Origin of the sequence: Gottfriedia sp. NPDC056225, assembly GCF_042267765.1 — a bacterium.
In the GTDB taxonomy this organism is placed as follows: Bacteria; Bacillota; Bacilli; order Bacillales; family Bacillaceae_G; genus Gottfriedia.
Genome location: NZ_JBHJTJ010000003.1, coordinates 133,492 through 152,335, shown reverse-complemented (window position 1 = coordinate 152,335; position 18,844 = coordinate 133,492). Strand labels below are relative to the sequence as shown.

At 32.8% G+C, this 18,844-nt stretch carries 17 protein-coding genes and 1 riboswitch; of the genes, 5 read left to right on the top strand and 12 right to left on the bottom strand.

What is annotated here, in order from left to right; all coding sequences use genetic code 11:
* Nucleotides 1–13: 13 nt before the first annotated feature.
* The 6 genes from ACFCYN_RS04110 to ACFCYN_RS04085 all read right to left on the bottom strand — a co-directional run bounded on the left by ACFCYN_RS04110 (nucleotide 14) and on the right by ACFCYN_RS04085 (nucleotide 9,312).
* Nucleotides 14–2,599 carry a metallophosphoesterase gene (locus ACFCYN_RS04110; RefSeq protein WP_375947706.1) on the bottom strand — a complete coding sequence of 862 codons (2,586 nt, stop codon included), beginning with the start codon at nucleotides 2,597–2,599 and terminating at the stop codon, nucleotides 14–16.
* Nucleotides 2,596–3,885 carry a class I SAM-dependent methyltransferase gene (locus ACFCYN_RS04105; RefSeq protein WP_375947704.1) on the bottom strand — a complete coding sequence of 430 codons (1,290 nt, stop codon included), beginning with the start codon at nucleotides 3,883–3,885 and terminating at the stop codon, nucleotides 2,596–2,598. Before ACFCYN_RS04105 ends, ACFCYN_RS04110 begins: the two co-directional genes overlap by 4 nt.
* 264 nt (nucleotides 3,886–4,149) lie before the next feature.
* Nucleotides 4,150–4,611: a 6,7-dimethyl-8-ribityllumazine synthase gene (ribH, locus tag ACFCYN_RS04100; protein ID WP_098120670.1), complete on the bottom strand. Its 462-nt coding sequence runs from the start codon at nucleotides 4,609–4,611 to the stop codon at nucleotides 4,150–4,152.
* A 17-nt stretch (nucleotides 4,612–4,628) separates the two neighbouring features.
* Nucleotides 4,629–5,822, bottom strand: coding sequence for a bifunctional 3,4-dihydroxy-2-butanone-4-phosphate synthase/GTP cyclohydrolase II (locus ACFCYN_RS04095; RefSeq protein ID WP_375947701.1), 1,194 nt, complete (start codon nucleotides 5,820–5,822; stop codon nucleotides 4,629–4,631).
* A 12-nt stretch (nucleotides 5,823–5,834) separates the two neighbouring features.
* A complete protein-coding gene (gene ribE / locus ACFCYN_RS04090) occupies nucleotides 5,835–6,482 on the bottom strand; it encodes a riboflavin synthase (protein WP_172445967.1) in 648 nt (215 codons plus the stop codon).
* Nucleotides 6,483–6,815: 333 nt separating this feature from the next.
* Nucleotides 6,816–6,963, bottom strand: a riboswitch (FMN riboswitch).
* Between the two features lie 1,083 nt (nucleotides 6,964–8,046).
* Nucleotides 8,047–9,312, bottom strand: a complete 1,266-nt coding sequence (locus ACFCYN_RS04085) for an APC family permease (protein WP_172445968.1) — start codon at nucleotides 9,310–9,312, stop codon at nucleotides 8,047–8,049.
* A gap of 131 nt (nucleotides 9,313–9,443) precedes the next feature.
* Here ACFCYN_RS04085 and ACFCYN_RS04080 point away from each other — a divergent pair, with 131 nt between their 5' ends.
* Complete coding sequence (locus ACFCYN_RS04080; RefSeq protein WP_172445969.1) at nucleotides 9,444–10,340, top strand: LysR family transcriptional regulator; 897 nt, start codon at nucleotides 9,444–9,446, stop codon at nucleotides 10,338–10,340.
* A gap of 37 nt (nucleotides 10,341–10,377) precedes the next feature.
* Nucleotides 10,378–10,524, top strand: a complete 147-nt coding sequence (locus ACFCYN_RS04075; protein WP_375947699.1) for a hypothetical protein — start codon at nucleotides 10,378–10,380, stop codon at nucleotides 10,522–10,524.
* 286 nt (nucleotides 10,525–10,810) lie between these two features.
* Here ACFCYN_RS04075 and ACFCYN_RS04070 read toward each other — a convergent pair whose 3' ends face one another.
* Nucleotides 10,811–11,770, bottom strand: a complete 960-nt coding sequence (locus ACFCYN_RS04070; RefSeq protein WP_375947697.1) for a LacI family DNA-binding transcriptional regulator — start codon at nucleotides 11,768–11,770, stop codon at nucleotides 10,811–10,813.
* A gap of 363 nt (nucleotides 11,771–12,133) precedes the next feature.
* Between ACFCYN_RS04070 and ACFCYN_RS04065 the strand changes: the two genes are divergently transcribed.
* Nucleotides 12,134–12,313 carry an H-type small acid-soluble spore protein gene (locus ACFCYN_RS04065; protein ID WP_098120152.1) on the top strand — a complete coding sequence of 60 codons (180 nt, stop codon included), beginning with the start codon at nucleotides 12,134–12,136 and terminating at the stop codon, nucleotides 12,311–12,313.
* Between the two features lie 412 nt (nucleotides 12,314–12,725).
* Nucleotides 12,726–14,132 (top strand): branched-chain amino acid transporter BcaP, encoded by a 1,407-nt coding sequence (gene bcaP, locus ACFCYN_RS04060; protein WP_172445973.1) that lies wholly within the window; start codon nucleotides 12,726–12,728, stop codon nucleotides 14,130–14,132.
* Nucleotides 14,133–14,244: 112 nt separating this feature from the next.
* Here the strand turns inward: bcaP and ACFCYN_RS04055 are convergent, their stop codons facing one another.
* Together ACFCYN_RS04055 and ACFCYN_RS04050 are read right to left on the bottom strand one after the other, a co-directional pair.
* Complete coding sequence (locus tag ACFCYN_RS04055; protein WP_375947695.1) at nucleotides 14,245–15,093, bottom strand: alpha/beta fold hydrolase; 849 nt, start codon at nucleotides 15,091–15,093, stop codon at nucleotides 14,245–14,247.
* Between the two features lie 251 nt (nucleotides 15,094–15,344).
* The gene (locus ACFCYN_RS04050) at nucleotides 15,345–15,626 is read right to left on the bottom strand and encodes a hypothetical protein (protein ID WP_172445975.1); all 282 of its coding nucleotides are present in this window, start codon (nucleotides 15,624–15,626) and stop codon (nucleotides 15,345–15,347) included.
* A gap of 578 nt (nucleotides 15,627–16,204) precedes the next feature.
* Between ACFCYN_RS04050 and ACFCYN_RS04045 the strand changes: the two genes are divergently transcribed.
* Complete coding sequence (locus ACFCYN_RS04045) at nucleotides 16,205–16,330, top strand: YjcZ family sporulation protein (RefSeq protein ID WP_172445976.1); 126 nt, start codon at nucleotides 16,205–16,207, stop codon at nucleotides 16,328–16,330.
* Between the two features lie 212 nt (nucleotides 16,331–16,542).
* Here ACFCYN_RS04045 and ACFCYN_RS04040 read toward each other — a convergent pair whose 3' ends face one another.
* From ACFCYN_RS04040 to thiC, 3 genes are all read right to left on the bottom strand, one after another.
* Nucleotides 16,543–16,734 (bottom strand): hypothetical protein, encoded by a 192-nt coding sequence (locus ACFCYN_RS04040; RefSeq protein WP_375947693.1) that lies wholly within the window; start codon nucleotides 16,732–16,734, stop codon nucleotides 16,543–16,545.
* Nucleotides 16,735–16,858: 124 nt separating this feature from the next.
* On the bottom strand, nucleotides 16,859–17,029 hold the full coding sequence (locus ACFCYN_RS04035) for a hypothetical protein (RefSeq protein ID WP_172445977.1): 171 nt from the start codon (nucleotides 17,027–17,029) through the stop codon (nucleotides 16,859–16,861).
* Between the two features lie 15 nt (nucleotides 17,030–17,044).
* The gene (gene thiC, locus ACFCYN_RS04030) at nucleotides 17,045–18,823 is read right to left on the bottom strand and encodes a phosphomethylpyrimidine synthase ThiC (RefSeq protein ID WP_172445978.1); all 1,779 of its coding nucleotides are present in this window, start codon (nucleotides 18,821–18,823) and stop codon (nucleotides 17,045–17,047) included.
* Nucleotides 18,824–18,844 lie beyond the last annotated feature (21 nt).

Below are 18,844 nucleotides of genomic sequence, written 5' to 3'. Positions count from 1 at the left end.
AAGGTGTTTCATTTTATAATCTAGGGTCGATTTCTTTTGCTTGCTGTTCTTCGAATAACTTATTTGCAATTAATTGTTTATACTGCTCATTATCATTCGAGATTGAAGATAGTGGATATTCTAACATCTTTTGCCCTAAAACATAATCTTTGATTGAGGCATTTATCTTTTTATTGATTCGCTTTTGTTTAATTAACTTCTGATATTTATGTTCTAATTTATAATCATATCCATAAACAAGCGTTAAATAGTCAGCATTTCTAACCTTTAAGAATGGTGCACTATTGAAAGATTTATGGTTAGGTTTTATGACGACCCCTTCCATTTTTCTAGCTGTTGTTAATGTCTCATAATAACGATTAGCTTTTTCAAAGTAATCTTCATCATCTAATGAAAGAACTAAATATTCATCATCTGACACGAGTGAGAAAATTTCAGCAGTACTTAATTTAGGTAATTTTTCTTCTCCATTTTCATAAACCATTTTTAATAGATTAAAAGGCTTATACTCTATTTCTGACTTCGTTCCATATATTGTTAATTGTTTATCGTAAATATCTAGCAACTCTTCATGTTTATTAGTTGGTACGTGAGATTTTAAAGTATCTTTTACTGCACTAAATGTTGAATAATCATTGTGACCATATTTATTTGTTAATACTTGTTTCGAATGATGATTTACTTCATCATGAAAATCTGTTTGTTGATAACGAGAGATTAATTTGTTAAAGTGCTCGTCAAATCCAGTCTCTTGTAATATGTTTAATTCTGATCTTAGTGATTTTGATAAGACGTTGAATTTATTCTCTATTAATCCCTTGCCTAAAACGCTCCAAGGTAATAATTCTCCATCTAGAATTAGCATTTTAATTTTCTCTTTTTCCATAAAACTGCTAAATCGCTCTATTAAACTAGAATAAACTCCTGTAAGATCAACATTTTTCACACGGTATCCATTACGGCTGACTGCGTGACACTCCTCAATTGAACTAGATAAATAAATATTACATCTTGAACCCATGTATTTCGGTTGGAGTACAACTTCCTTAATCTTTTTATCTTTAAAGTATTGTAGACCTTGCTTTAAAGACTCTAAATCATCTACATCTGTATCCTTATCAGCCGGACTCATCGTACCCGAAATATAATTAATCGAGTTCTTTAATACATAATTCAGTCGACGTTTATCCTTTTGATCTAATTCATTTAGATTGAAACTCTTTTCTCTTGTAGTAAATAATTCGGGTAGTTCTTCTTTACTCACAACATCTTCATCAACTGATTTAACACTATATAAATATGGATTATTTGAATAAATTCTAATACTGGTCAGTTGATTACCACTAGCAGCTCCCGTATCAATTCCGTATTTATTCTTAATACGCATTAACTTCTTACTCGCCACATGCCCAAATACATGGTAAGGATGATTTGAAACTGCCTCTTCAGCTAAAAACTGTAGTTGCTCCTGAATCGGTTCAGTACGGTCAATACGGAAGGAACGTTGATGACGTGACGAACTAATGTCCATTTTTCCAATGTATTTCTTTTTACAAGGAGCATGCGTAATATAATATGAAGGAAAATCTTCACCTATATAGTGATAAAACTCCTTACTTTCATTAACCAATTCCAAAAACTTACTTTGAAGCTCTTCATCTTTCTCCAAAGTTTTAATAGAAGTAAAGTAAGATTCTACTAAACTCTGGTCAATAGAAGAATCTTTTAATAGTCCTAATAAATACTTGCTTACAAAATTTTCATGATTACCTTTTATTAAATAAAACCATGATCGATTAGAATAAATAAACTCAATGATTTCTTTTACTTTATTTCCTTTATCAATCCAATCACCTACCAATAAAATACGGTGATTTATACTTTTTTCAGTTTCGATAATTTGATTATTTTCAACCGTGAAACCGGCCTTTACTAATAGCTTTTGAAATGTAAGAACCTGTTCATGTATATCACCTACTATTGTATATTTATATTTTGTAGGTAGCTTACGAGAAAGGTACTCTTCCAAGTTTTCCACTTCAATCTCAAATCCAGTCGGGTTAAGAAAACTCTTCTCACGAATACGATGAACATTTTTATAATTACTTCTTTTTATATTTGGTATAACTTCCGTTCGAAGACGTCTTACATGATTATCAATTAATTTCTTTGATCGATCTGAAGAATAGTACTCGCGAATGTTTTTATAATCAAATAATACTAAATCAACATTATATGAGTTTTCATTTGCAATCTCAACGATTTGATCACGAAATGCTTCTGATAGTCCAGTCGTATCGACAATAATAAATTCTGCATTAATAGGAAATGTTGTAACCATTCTTAATTTAGTAAATAGTAATTCAAATGCCTGTTCACTCGCCTCGAGCATAATCGTACTGTGCTTATCAAAATCTTCCCCTAATATTTCTCGCCTAATGTCATCAGATGATAAATACTGCACGTTCGTTTTATAATTACGTGACTCATCTTTATAAGATAATGATGGAATTAATATATTTTTTGCAAAAGTTGATTTTCCACATTCAGAAGAGCCAACTAAAAGAAATATCGTATGAACATTTGTTGAAATTTTCATTTTTGATGCTCCTTTACTTTTTGCTGCTTTATAACAACTGCCTGAGAAAGTGAAACTCCATCCACACAATCCCCTACACTAGAAAATGTATAAGAGTATTTTGAATTACTTAAGATTGAATCAATCCACTTAACAAACTCTTCTTTTGTCATTTCCCATTTATGATCATCATGTCTAAATCCATCTAATTGGTAAAGACCATTAAATTCTGCATTTGGAGTCGTTATGATGAAATTATCAAAATTAACTTTAGATAGTACGCTCTTTACTAATTTTGTAGCGTCCTTAACGCTCATATGTTCAATAACTTCCGTTAGTAATACATCAACATTTAAATCGTAATCGTAAAATTCTAGAAAATGAGATAGAGATTCATAGATTGCAATATTTTCAATCTCTTTATTATTTATTTTATATTTCAATCTCTCCCTAATTTCAGGATCGATATCAATTGCGAAATAATCGTGCTCATTGATTTTTTTACTATACGGAATTGCATACGCTCCTTCACCACAACCGATATCAAGTATCGCATCTTCAAACTTTAACTGTTCAGAAATCCAGTCCTGGCGTTGCTTTGCTGTATTACCAAATTTAAAATCAATTTCATAATGATTTGTTTTTTCAAGTTCATTTTTAAATGCAAGAAACTTTTTACGGCTATTTAACACATTTCTAGCAAATAAATAACGTATATAGTAAGGTGCATCAATAACTTGCATACTAGTTATATATTTTCTGATCACATCATCAGTAAAATCGATATATTCATCTGAAACGATACTTAAAAATACACATAGCACTGTTGTATAGTGAAGTAGTTCATGAATTGTTTTTGATGTTGTTTGAATACGTAATTGGTATGTTCTACTAGCTAGTTCTTCAAAGCTTAAATCAAATTCGTTTAAATGTCTCTGAAAGTAGTTTAAGTAGCTAACATTCTTTACATGTATAGCGTTAATCAATACACCATGTTTATATTCCCCTAAATCTTTTTCATGAAGCTTTTTTAATGTAGAAGAAAAAAATGAATTGATTGCATTTAAAGGGAAAAGTGTTGAACAATACCTTGTCGTATTTAAGTATTCAAACATTTCCTCTGCTTGTTCTTTATAAGAAATTTCATTATCAGCATCTTTAAAGTACACATTATATGTATCTTCTGTAGAATACCATGCAAATGCGTTTCCCTTTCTAATTGTCTTTATACTCATCCCAGAACCGGGATTTTTTGCAATTATATAGGAAAAATCAGGGTTAGTTGAAGATAATTGAAAAATTGCCATTGTGCGAATCATCCCTTCATTTTGAATTATAATTTTATTTTAACACGTAATTTCGAATGGGTTTGTCAAATATTTGATAAAGAAAACTCGCCGATTGGCAAGCCGTCAGGCGAAGACAGAGGGGTAGTTGCACTTATACTTATACCTAAAATTGGCATCTACGTCGATTTTTCTTCACCGTTGCCAATTTATACTTTCTTAATGTGCAAAAAAAAGAGAGGGAAAATCCCCCTCTCTTTAACTAGTTTCTTCTATTATATATGCTTAGTTAATAGCTCTTAATAAATTTGCCATCTCAATTGCAGAAATACCAGCATCCCAGCCCTTATTACCAGCTTTCGTTCCCGCTCTTTCAATCGCTTGTTCAATATTTTCAGTTGTTAATACGCCAAAAATGACAGGTACTCCAGTTTGTAGTGTAATGGCAGCAACACCTTTTGCTACCTCGTTACATACGTAATCATAGTGAGTAGTTGACCCACGAATAACTGTTCCAAGTGTGATGATTGCATCATATTTTTTTGAATCTGCTAATTTCTTTGCAATTAATGGAATTTCAAATGCTCCTGGCACCCAAATAACATCAACGTCTGATTCTTCTACTCCATGACGGACTAATGCATCTTGTGCACCACCAAGTAATTTAGATGTAATAAATTCATTAAAACGTCCTACTATTACCGCAACTTTAAGTCCAGATCCTACTAAATTTCCTTCAAATTTCATCTTAATCTCTCCCATTTTTAATAGTTTAGTAAATGTCCCATTTTTTCTATTTTTGTATTTAAATATTTTTCGTTTTCCATTTTCATTTCAGTTTGAATTGGTACTCGATGATTTATCTGTATTCCATAAGATACTAGAGCATCTATTTTAACTGGATTATTCGTTATTAAATCAATACTCGATATACCTAAATCTTTAATAATTTGAGCACTTATTGCATAATCCCTTAAATCAGCATCAAATCCTAAGTTCAAATTTGCTTCAACCGTATCAAAGCCTTCTTCCTGTAATTTGTATGCTCGTAACTTATTGAGTAATCCAATCCCTCTACCTTCTTGGCGCATATAAACAATTACGCCTTTTCCAGCCTCTTCAATCATCGATAGTGTGGATTGTAACTGAGGTCCACAATCACAACGACATGATCCGAATACATCGCCCGTTAAACATTCCGAATGAATACGTACAAGTACCGGCTCACCATCGTCAACTTTACCTTTTACAATCGCGATATGTTCCTTACCGTCGATTTCATTTGTATATCCAATCATTTTAAAATCACCAAAATCAGTTGGTAATTTAATTTCAACTTCTCTTTGTACAAGTTGTTCAGTTTCGCGTCTATAATGAATTAAATCTTTAATCGTAATCATTTTTAAATTAAACTTGTTTGCGACTTGAATTAAATCTGGCACTCTTGCCATCGTTCCATCGTCATTCATAATTTCACAAATGACACCAACTTCTTTTGAACCGGCCATTCGAGCTAAATCCACTGCTGCTTCAGTATGTCCTGGTCGCTCAATAACGCCTCCGTTTTTAGCGACAAGTGGAAACATATGCCCAGGTCTTCTAAAATCTGCTCCAGTTGATTCCTCATTTAACATTTGCAAAACAGTATGAGAACGTTCAAATGCCGAAATACCAGTAGTAGAATCAGCATGATCAATACTTACTGTAAAAGCAGTCCCATGAGAATCTGTATTTTTTGCTACCATTTCATATAAATCTAGCTTCTTTGCTATTTTCTCAGAAACCGGCGCACAAATTAATCCACGGCCATATGTAGCCATAAAATTAATATTTTCAGGAGTTGCATATTCTCCTATGACAACAAAATCGCCTTCATTCTCCCTGTCTTCATCATCACAAACAATAATTATTTTTCCATTTTTCAAGTCTTCAATTGCTTCTTCTATTTTAGAGAACATGAGCCTACTCCTTTATATATAACCATTTTGAGATAAAAATGAAGTTGTGATTGAAGAATCCTTTTTCTTCTCAGCCATACCAAGCATTTTCTCGACATACTTACCTAATAAATCAAATTCAATATTAACAACTTCTCCAACTTTTTTACTACCTAAAATTGTATGTGAGCGAGTATGAGGAATTAAAGAAATCATTACAAGATCAGTTTCAACTTCAAATATTGTTAAACTTGTACCGTCAATCGTTATGCTACCTTTTTGAATACAATATTTAGCAAATCGACTCGGAATATTAATTTTATAGACCACAGCATTTTCCATTGAATTAACGGCCACTATTTTACCTGTACCATCAATATGTCCAGATACAATATGCCCACCAAACCTACCATTTGCAGCCATTGCTCGTTCTAAATTTACTTTTTGACCAGATGCCAATGTACTTAGATTAGATGCTTGAAATGTTTCAGGCATAACATCAACAGAAAATTCATTTTTAGTAAAATCGGTAACAGTTAAACAAACACCATTGACAGAGATACTGTCTCCTAGATGAACATCTTCAAGAATTTGTAATGCTCCAACTGTTAACACTAACGTTTTACCTTTTTTCACGATATTTTTTACTGTTCCTATTTCCTCAATGATTCCAGTAAACAAGTTTTGTCACCTCATTCCAAAGAAGCGTATTACACTCAAGCCCAATAAATGACTTTGTAAGATCCATCTCTAATTTCATAACTAGTTGATCCACCTTATCACACCTTCTAATTCAAATTAATTTGAAAAAGTGAAAAAGCCCCTTAGAAAACTCCTAAGGGGCAATAGATGTTTAAGAAAGGAAGCATACTTAAATAAACGTTAGTACAATATGTATCTGTTAAAAGATAGTATTGTAGCACGTCTATTGTTGTACCTACTAATTAAGCACAACAAACTAAGCCTATATGAGTAGTAAATTTGAAAAAAACAAACAACTATCCATATATGCACTCCATCCTTCTCCCATCCAGACTATACTGTCGGCTCTAGATTCTAACTAGATCAGCAACATACAAAAAATCTATATGAAGCTCACGGGCTTAGTATAAAAATATACAACACCGCCGGTTGGGATTTTCACCCGACCCCGAAGGACACACTAATTATCAAATTTGGTTTCATTATAACGAGCAATTTTTTGAATGTAAAGAAATTATGACTTTATTTTTTTTTAAAATTATTTAAAATAAAACAAAATTAAGGCATAAAACCATATAGAATACGGACTTTTCTCGCTCTATTTTTTTTTCGAGTTGTTCCGTTTTTATTGTTTAATTTCTTAAATGATAATTCTATATTTAATTTTTCTAAACGGATTGGAAATAAATAGTAAAAATGTATAAATATAAATTATCAAAAGAAACAATTCAACTTGAAAATGTGATCCAAAGAGTAAAAATATTCTTCTAGAAATGCAACGATTTACCAGTGAATCAGATTTTATTCCCCATAAAGTATATATCCATTTTTTCATTATATTGTTATATTATTATTAACAAGTAGCCAAATAATTTATAGACCATACTCAACCTATACATATGCTAAATCAACCTTTTATAACCAAACTTTTATATAAAAATCCTATATTTGTAAAATTTTAGTTATATATTTTTAAAATACCGTCATATTTACTCATAATATTATAAAAATGAAAAAATCAAATTAATTCTCTAATCTTCACCTCGAAAAATCTATACCATTTTTTAGATAGACCTTTTTTAAAACAAACATAAATATACAATAAAAGGAATTATTATAAATTTGCACCTCAAAAAAAAGCCGTCCCAATAGTCCAGCAGAGGAACTAAAATCATCTTACAAATATCGTAACTGCACCTCCTCATTTCGGTAATACAACACTTGAAACTCGCGATGTAACGGAAGAAATCGTTGCTAAAACATGATTGAGTCAAAAAAATAAGGATTATTTGTGTTTTATTACATTATCCCCTCAAGTTTTCAGTGTATCGCAGAGTTTATGGCTAGTTTTGAAGATAGACTCTCCAATATAAACAATATATCAACCTGTTTGAATAATATATCAACGGAGTTCACAGCTTTATCAATATAGTTCACTTAATGTTCGTGATCTTTATATTATGCTAAACCACACACTCTTTTTGTTTGTCATTCTCTTATATAAAAAGAGGACAACTCATGAGTCATCCTCTCTATTATCCTTTTATTCATTTCCAACCTGTAGAATATGATCATGTTGTTTGGAATCTCTTTTTTGAAGCCAAATAAAGTACAATGAAATTAATGTAATCACTCCAAGAATAATTGGTGAAGAAAACAAGAGTATTCCTAAAAAGCTCACTGCTAATAGTAATGAACCGATTTTAAAAAATACAGAATCAAATAATCGAAAACAAGCTAAAACTCCTAGTAAAGCGTTACATAGAAAGAATGCATTTGCAATTGCTACAAGGGTTTGTATACTAAGAAAACCGTTAAAAAAAAGGATAAATACAATAATGTGAACGCAGAACAAACTAAGCAATGAACGAGTTGCCACATTATTTTTATTTTTAAAAGAAAGCCACGAAGGTAATAAACCATTTTTTGCTTGATCGGCGATTAGTCTTGATACTGCTCCGATTACTAATAGCACTGTACTAATGCAAAGCGCAATTGTAATTGAAGATATAATCGGCGTTGACCAACTTCCGAATAAACTTTGAAGTAACGGTGCTAATGATTGACCCATGCTATTTCCACTTTTAGAGTGAACCCATTGGAAAGCAAATGCGACTGTTAGACTGACAACTGCTATGATAGAAAAACTCAATATTACTGCTCTTGGGATTGTTCGTTCAGGAGTTTTTACTTCTAAAGAATAGCTACCGATTACTTCCCACCCAATTAAAGCCCAAAATAATAAAAGTAAACTCTTCCCAAAATTAGAAACAGTAATGGGACTTTCTAAAGTGAAGCTTCCATCAACTTTAAATAATGTGTGAACACTCCCAACTATCATTGTCACAACTATGAAGCTAGACATGAAAAACGCAAATTTACCAACATCAGCTATACTTCTCGTTAAAATGATGTAAACAAAACATAGTATTCCTAAAGCTAGCCACTTTTCATTGAAAAAACTTTGATTCGTCAGTAGTTGTAAATAATGACCTGCCGTACCTGTAACGGCAATAGGCCCAAAGCAAACTGCTAATAAAAAGAAAATGGCTGAAAGATTTTTTATTTGTGTACCAAATGCACGTTCAACTGCTAATGGCACTCCAGAATCTCCCGGAATCATCAAACTTAATTTACCAAACATTAGTGCAAAAATTAAACTTAATCCAAGCATTAAAATCCATGCAAAAATAGCATAATTCCCAGCAGTCTCATATACTGCGGGTGGTAAAATAATAATTCCCGAACCTAAAATAGGTCCAATCATCAATCCGCTGAGCAACAGAAAACCAATTTTTCGATTCCTCATCATTATCCCTCCAAAAGTTATTGAAACAAATTGTAATCTCGTATACTTTAATTATATGAACCGACTTTTAATCGGTAAAATGAATAGTTACGATATAATCAATCGGAAATTCCGATACATTGGAGGTTTATATGGAAATCCGTCATTTAGTAACCTTTAAGTCAATAGTGGATATGGGTGGATTTTCTAGAGCCGCTATCCATCTCGGATATGCACAATCTACAGTTACCGCACATATTCAAGCACTTGAGCAAGAATTAGGTGTACCTTTATTTGACCGTATTGGCAAAAAAGTTCAACTGACTGACGTCGGTGAAAATTTTCTAGTTCATGCGATTGAAATGATTCAGCTCTATACGAAAGCAAAAGATGTGTTTCAAATGGAAAATGAAGAAGTATCAACATTAAAAATTGGTGCACCTGAATCTTTAACAATTTATCGTCTTCCGCAAATCATTCAAGCATTTCGATCGCAAAATCCCAAAGTAAATATATTAATGAAATCTGGTTCGTGCTGGGAATTACAAGATGAATTACGGCGAGGAGATCTTGATATTGCCTTTTTCCTACAGGCCCCACTAACGGACTCCGATCTATACACGGAAACACTTATCGAAGAACCTCTTGTTATTTTGCTTCCTCCAGAATCTGATACTAGAACACTTTCATCGTTTAAACTAAATACGAATGAAAACATAATTCTCACAGAACAAGGTAGCTATCGCGATTATTTTGAAGCTTTTCTAAGAAGCAAAGGCATCGCAACTGAGTCTGGAATGGAATTTTGGAGTGTAGAGGCAATTAAACAATGTGTAATGTGTGGACTAGGAATTTCGATGCTACCACTCGTAACAGTTCTAAGTGAAATGCAGCAAAACAAACTGAAAATCATAAATTGGGATACAAACTTTGGGAGCGTATCAACAATTATGTCTTGGCATAAAAACAGATGGCAATCACGCGCTGCTCGTACGTTTATGAAAGTTGTAAGAGAGCAGTCTCCTTTATGGAATCATGTTATTAAATAATAAGGCTTGCTGATATTTTGAAAAAGGCGAACACTTAGTGAACTTTGTTGATAAAGATGTGAACTTTGTTGATATCGTGGTTATTTTTGTTGATATAGTAGAGGTTTTTGTTGATATAGTAACGAAATTTGTTGATATGGTAACGAAATTTGTTGATATAGTAACGAAATTTGTTGATAAATAGTGCAGAATGGGCCTAGAGGAGCTCAAATCATAATTTCTACGTTGAATATCGGTCTATTTTATTGTTAATACCCCTACTTTTCTTATTCATTTGCACTATTTCTTGGTGGTTCGCAGTCTTATTTGCACTTTTCCAGATTTTAATTGCAGATTTGATTATTTTATTTGCAGATTTTCCAAATTTAATTGCAGTTTTACCTTTTTTATTTGCACTTCCACAAATTCATTTGCACTTCTTCCGACCGTACTAATAATAAAACAAGCTAGTACCTGACTAGCTTGTTTTATTATACAGTCTGTCGCTCAACTAATTTAATTGCTATCTCTTCTTGTGTTATTTCAGAATTAATTGCTTGATTAAATAGTTTCTTTCCGACTTCGCGTAATGGAATTTCGACTGATGTTAATTTCATTACTTTTGCGATTGGTTGATTATCGAAACCTATAATAGCTAAATCTTCTGGAATAGTTATGCCATGTTCATTGCAGCAAGTTTGTATGCCCGCAGCCACTTGGTCACTTGTAACTAACAGGGCTGTTGGCCTATCTTTTAATTTTAGCAATGCTTGGACAACTCGTTCACCGTCTTCAAAATAATAACAATTATCAAATACTAAGTCGTTATTTATTGGCTCATTATATTTAGAATGAAAATCAATATAGGCTGACTCTCTTTGTTTACTATTCATACCTGTTCTACGACCTATACTATAGCCAATTTTCCGATGCCCTTTATCATATAAATATTCTAGCGCTATCATAAAGCAATTGTATTGATCAATAAAGGTTGAAGAAACTCCAGTGTTTCTAGTATCTTCAAACAATACGATTTGACCATATTGCATATACTCTTCAATCGTTTTTATTGAACAAGTTCTTGAACAAATAATAAGTGAATCAATTTGTTTATGCTGCAACATTTCTAATGCTTCAAATTCTCTCTTTTCTTCATAATTTGTTTGAAATAGCACTAGTTTATTATTATTTTTTATCGCCTCATTCGCAATTCCATCAATTAGCAACCCAAAATATGGATGATGTGAGAACGGAATGACGACTCCAATTAGATTTGTTTTTCCCTTGCTTAAATTAACTGCGTTAAGATTTCTTTGATAATTCGTTAACTCAATTGCCTTCAAAACTGCTTTTCTTTTTTCTTCACTAACATAAGGTTCATTATTTAAAACTCGTGAGACTGTTGTAACCGAGACTCCGGCTATCCTTGCAATATCCTTAATATTAGACATATTGTCACCTTTTCTAAACTTTTTCTTGCTCTGAAACTAGTTCCATACTTTACTCTGTTTTCATAACGAAAAGGAGGAACTAGTATGCAAATACTTTTTGGTTTATTTTGCTTAATTTTTATGTGTAGTTCAATTTTATTTTTAGCTTCTATTGCTATCATACAACAAGATAAGAAACGAGTTAAGAAATGGGATTAAAACTTTTATCTTAATGTTTTTTTGCTATTTAAACAAAAAAATGAGAGGAAATTCCAAAATAGATCTGTATTACATACTACTTTTTAAAAGATCTAAACTCTAATGAATACAATTACTATGCTAAGTAAATGATAATATAGGTTAGTAATTTAAGGAGGTATTATTATGGATACAGAAAGAGCATTAGAAATTGTAGCCGCACCTGGTATGATTAATGTTACTTGCGAAGGGGTACCTGTTTATATTCAGCATGTTAATAAAAATGAAGGCACAGCTAGAATTTATCCCCTTGATCAACCACAAAATGATAAAGAAGTATCATTAAGTCACTTAAGAGAACAATAAATGATAATATAGACCCAAAAATAAACCTCTATAAAGGAGGTTTATTTAATTTTTGAAAAAAATACCAAAAATATAATGATTATGTCTGATTGCACCTTCACCCTTTAGAAATTTAACTCTCTATCGAAGTGACATTACTAATGGCATAAATTCAAACTAGGTTATTTATACCATTCCTTTAGGCATTATGTAATGTGTCTAAATTACTACAAATTTTCTAAAAAATTGAAAAAAAAGTCGAAAAATTCTTTGAATATTTTTATAAGTGTGTTATTATAAAAATCACTTAAGCGACACAGTTATATAACTTTGTAGTTAATTGTCAGAATTTTCTATTTTTTATAGCAAAATTAGAAAACTCTCATCTTAGAAAATTATTAATCTAACAAATATCGTATTAGAGGAGGCTCATATGAATTTATTTCGAAAAAAATCAGCTACAAATAATTCGCCTAGTTCACTTAATCCAGTTCTAGGAGCATTTGATCTTACTATGTTAGGTATTGGTGCTATTATCGGTACAGGTATTTTCGTATTAACTGGTGTAGCGGCAGCCAAATATGCTGGTCCAGCACTTATTATTTCATTTATTATCGCAGGTTTAGCTTGTACATTCGCTGCACTTTGTTACTCTGAATTTGCATCAATGATTCCACAGGCAGGTAGTGCTTATACTTATAGTTATGTTGCTTTTGGTGAAGTCATCGCATGGATATTAGGATGGGACATGGTTCTAGAGTATGGACTAGCATCTTCTGCAGTAGCAAGTGGATGGTCTGGATACTTCCAAAGTTTATTACGTGGTTTTGGAATACACCTCCCTACAGCTGTTACAGGTGCATTCGATCCGTCTAAACATACTTATATTGATTTACCGGCAGTAATCATTGTTTTACTTGTAACGTTTATTCTTACTAGAGGTGTTAAAAAGTCTGCAAAACTTAACACGATCATGGTAATTGTAAAATTAGCAGTAGTTGCACTTTTTATCGCAGTTGGTGTTTGGTACGTTCAACCGCATAACTGGACTCCATTTATGCCAATGGGATTCCATGGTGTAACAGCTGGGGCTGCAGTAGTAGTATTTGCTTACTTTGGATTTGATGCAATATCAACTGCTGCTGAGGAAGTTAAAAATCCTCAACGTAACTTACCAATCGGTATTATATCTGCTTTAACAATTTGTACAGTCTTATATATTGTCGTTTCATTAATTCTTACTGGTATCGTTCCTTTCAATCAATTAGGTGTTAATGACCCTGTTGCTTTTGCACTAGCATTTATTCACCAAGATTGGGCTGCAGGCTTCATTTCACTTGGCGCAATCATCGGTATCACAACTGTATTAATCGTAATGATGTTCGGACAAACTCGTTTATTCTATGCAATCAGTAAAGACGGTTTATTACCAGGTAAATTATCAAAAGTTAACAAGAAAACTCAAGTTCCTGTAACAAGCACTTGGGTAACTGGCGGACTAGTTGCAATATTTGCTGGCCTTATTCCATTAAGTAAATTAGCTGAATTAACAAATATCGGTACTCTATTCGCTTTCTCTGCTGTTTCTCTTGGTGTTCTAGTTTTAAGAAAAACTCGACCAGAATTAAAGCGTGGATTCAAAACTCCTTGGGTACCCGTAGTACCAGTATTAGCTGTTGTATTCTGTGTATATTTAATGTTACAACTTTCAGCATTTACTTGGAAAGGTTTCGCAGTCTGGTTAGTAATCGGATTAGTAATTTACGCAGCATACGGTTATAAAAATAGTAAACTAAACGGAAATAGAAAGTTCGATAAAGATTCAAATCAATCTGCATAAATAAAAAAATTCCACTATAGATTTCTATAGTGGAATTTTTTTATTTTCATTAAGACCTTTCTTTCACGGAGAGGTCTTTTTCCCTTTTAGATATTTAGTGTAATAATTTTCATCAATTTTTCAAAAAAGATTTTAACTCATTTGCGAACTGCTTACCATGCGAGAAAAGTAGAGCATGAGAAGCATTCATAAATGGTACCGCAATTGCTTTTTCGCCAATTGTATCCTTCATATAATGAGCCGTTTTAGGTGAAAATAACGAACCAGGATCCGCATAGAAAAATGCAGATGGCACTTTAATTTTATTTAATGTATTTCTAAAGTCAATAATACCAAGTTCTTTCCATATCGATTTTGTTAGTAATTGTTTTTGAGGGGATTTACCAATTAAGACTCTTGCAAGAACTTTGCTAAGCAGATTAGCCTTCCTACGATACGGGGTATTTGTCTTGTACTTCGTCATATTTCTATATGTAAAATACGATGCAAAATTTAAAAATTTATTATCCAAATCACTTAAATCCTGTTGAAAATCTTTTTCTGTATATTCCCCTCTATATAAGCCCAGTGACCACTCTTGATCACTTATAATTTTCGGGGTAATATCCACAAAAACTAACTTACTTATATTTTCACACCCATACAACTCAATATAATTGAACAACGCAAGTGCACCGGTGGAATATCCAACAATTACTGGATTGATTAATTTGAGATGGTCTATAAGAGCTTTTAGATCAGTTGCGTATTGTGCAATATTGATACCTTGTAACTCTTTAGATTGACCATGTCCTCGCAGATCGAATGAAACGCAACAATATTCCTTTGAAATACTCTTAATCACTTCATTGTAATCTTGAGATTTACCAAATAATCCATGAATAAACACTATGGGCTGACCTTCACCACAAACTTGATAGGGTATAATTGTACCATCCTTTAATTTTAATTCATCGTTCAAAAACTCCTTGACCTCCTCCATAATAATCAACGATTGCTTTTAATTCGGTTAACGTTGAAATTTGAATAACCCAAAACTTCATTAAGTTTAATTCGAATAAACCCTTGTTTACCGCCAAGAACAAATTGATTCATTTTTCTCATCTCTTTCATTAGTTACCATTAAATCAACCGTAGCTTTCAATAGATTTTTAATTTAGCTAATCTGCCATTAAGCTGAATAATAAAAGGCAATAATCTTCTTTCACAATTCTAAATCTCGAATGATTTTGAATCATCGTTTTTTGGGAGTGAAATTGCGGTTTCAATCACGATGTCATTTTTTATTTTAACTGCGATTGTTCCGATCCATTTGTCTGTCGGCTGCATTTGCTCATTACAAGTAAAGTATCGAATATGAATAGCTGACTCTGTATTTTTACTAATGACATGGCAAGCTAACAAATTACTTAACTTTTTAATCGCTGCTTCTCTTTTCGTACCAATGATTTCCTTCTTGATAAATGACTCATAGTAATTCTTTAATGGAAACATTTCATTTCCTCCCATACTATATTACTGCTATTCATAATTGTTTATAGAGTTGTTTCGATTGACCACTTAATTCATTCGAGCAACTTAGAAATTCTAAACAATGCTCTAATCACTTAGCCTCCATTTAATTGAAGTCCACTCTAAGTCTAAACACAAACACCTGTTCGCATTTCATTTTATACATATTATACTATAAGTAAAATCAAAAATGAAAAAAAGAATGGCGCTCCTCCGTCATAATGAGCAAATTAGTCTCTGATTATTATATGTTTAAGCAATGATTTTACTTAAACCAATCCGCCTCCAGAAACTTATATTTAGGTAAATTTTTAAAATGCTTATGTAGTTAATGCAGCAATTTCATTCCTAAAGTAAAGTAAGTACAAAAATCCATATAATTGAACTTTAAAAACTTACTTAATAGGTAAAAGCCTAATTACAATATAGACTAGTTTCATAGTTGGTAAAAAAACATACGATACATTATCCACCTCTCCTAATTGTAATTTTTACAATTGGTTACATGACCCTAAAGGGAGAATACATCCCTTAAATATCTTATGAAGGAGGTCACATGAATGAGTACTGGACATCACCATCTTAACGGTTTTGCTTTGATTGTTGTTTTATTTATCTTATTAATCATTGTTGGAGCAGCTTGCTGGTCAGGATATGACGGATGCGGATATGGGCATCACTGGTAAAAATTAAAAACTATAAAACTCCTGTTAACTATAACAGGAGTTTTTTTATAGTTGCATAAGAAAAACTATAACCTTTAAGCCAATTCACAAATAAACCAAATTTCTCTTTCGTAACTGTAATATTCTTCAAAAATAAATTCTTTTAATCCTTTAATCACCAATCCTTCTGGTAATTCAAGATTCCATTCCGTTGTACAAGCTGGTAGATATAATTAAACCGCGGTTACCTCAGTATTGAAGTATCTTGCAATCTGAACAGCAAAGTGACCGATGCCGCCTGATGCACCATAGCTCAATACCTTTTGACCTTGCGTAATTTGTACTACATCACGCAATGCTTGAAGTGCCGTCTGAGCTGCACATGGTATAGCAGCTGCCTCTTCAAAGGTTGTATTCTTCGGCATAAGACTTATGGTGTTCTCACGTGAGGAAGATGTTCCAATCAATAGTTTGTCGGAGCATTAACTCTAACCTATAAACAAAAACAAACCTCCAAATCGGGGTTTGTCTTTGTTTTATTTATCAAAATTACCAGCACAAACTTTCAATTAAACTGCATTTTAAGCATTCTTGTATCGTATCTTTCTTCTGAAATTCGTGCTCACAATTTGTTTGAATGGTTTTCAGTTCTATTTTTAACTGATTCATATTTTCTTCTAATTGCTTTATTTCTTTTTTGATTCCTTCTACCCTATTCATATAAGGCTCACACCCTTATTGATAGATTTCTCCGCCGTTTTTTCTAAATTCTAATGCTTTTTCTTTCATTCCTTCTTCAATGGTTGATTCATTTTGAAGTTCTTCTTGTTTTACTATATCTCGAATGTCTTGTGAGATTCTCATACTACAGAATTTTGGACCACACATTGAACAAAAATGGGCTGTTTTAGCTCCCTCAGCAGGTAATGTTTCATCGTGGTATTCAATTGCTCTTTCTGGATCAAGAGAAAGATTAAACTGATCACGCCATCTAAATTCAAATCGAGCTTTTGAAAGTGCATCATCTCTTTTTTGTGCTCCAGGATGACCTTTTGCTAAGTCAGCTGCATGTGCTGCTATTTTATATGTGATTACCCCTACTCTAACATCTTCTTTATTTGGAAGACCTAAATGCTCTTTCGGAGTTACATAGCAAAGCATCGCTGTACCAAACCAACCAATCATTGCTGCACCGATTGCTGACGTTATATGATCATAACCAGGCGCAATATCTGTCGTTAGTGGACCTAATGTGTAAAAAGGTGCTTCTTGACAAATTTCTAATTGTTTATCCATATTCTCTTTAATTAAATGCATTGGAACATGTCCCGGTCCTTCAATCATAACTTGAACGTCATGTTTCCAAGCAATTTTTGTTAGCTCTCCAAGTGTTTCTAATTCCGAAAATTGTGCTTCGTCATTTGCATCGGCGATCGAACCTGGGCGCAAGCCATCTCCTAAAGAGAATGTTACGTCATAGCGCTTCATTATTTCACAAATTTCCTCAAAATGGGTATATAAGAAATTCTCTTTATGGTGAGCTAAACACCACTGAGCCAATATAGAACCACCACGAGATACGATTCCTGTCACTCGTTTTGCAGTTAATGGAATGTAACGCAATAGTACACCTGCGTGAATCGTAAAGTAATCTACTCCTTGTTCAGCTTGCTCGATTAGAGTGTCTCTAAACACTTCCCAAGATAAGTCTTCTGCAATTCCATTTACCTTTTCAAGTGCTTGATAAATTGGAACTGTCCCTACTGGTACCGGAGAATTTCGGATAATCCATTCACGTGTTGTGTGAATATTTTTTCCGGTTGAAAGATCCATCATCGTATCGGCTCCCCAGCGAGTAGCCCATGTCATTTTTTCTACTTCTTCTTCAATTGAGGATGTAACGGCTGAGTTACCTATATTGGCGTTTATTTTCACATGAAAATTACGGCCGATAATCATTGGCTCACTTTCCGGATGATTAATATTTGATGGAATGACAGCTCTTCCTCTTGCAACTTCATCTCGAACAAATTCAGCTGTTCTATTTTCTCGAATTGCAATAAATTCCATTTCAGGTGTAATAATACCTTTACGTGCATAATGCAATTGCGTAATATTTCCGTTATCCTTTGCACGCAATGGTTTTCTTTTTAAACCTTTAAAGATTTCAACCTCATGTTTATCTGATTCTTTTTTATATCCATTATCTTCAGGCTTTACTTCACGCCCTACATATTCTTCAACATCATTTCGCTCAATCACCCAGTTTTGTCCGATCGGCTTAAGCCCCTCGCGAATATCAACTGAGGCAGATGAATCTGTGTAAGGTCCACTTGTGTCATATACTCTAACTGGTGCATTTTCTTCTTCGCCAAAAGTACCAGTTGTTGGACTTAATTGAATCTCACGCATCGGCACTTTAATATCAGATCTAGATCCTTCAACATAAACCTTTTTACTACCAGAAAAACTAGACATGATGGAAAAATTCATTTCATTTACAGAATTGTTCATTGATTTCATTCCCCTTTTTAA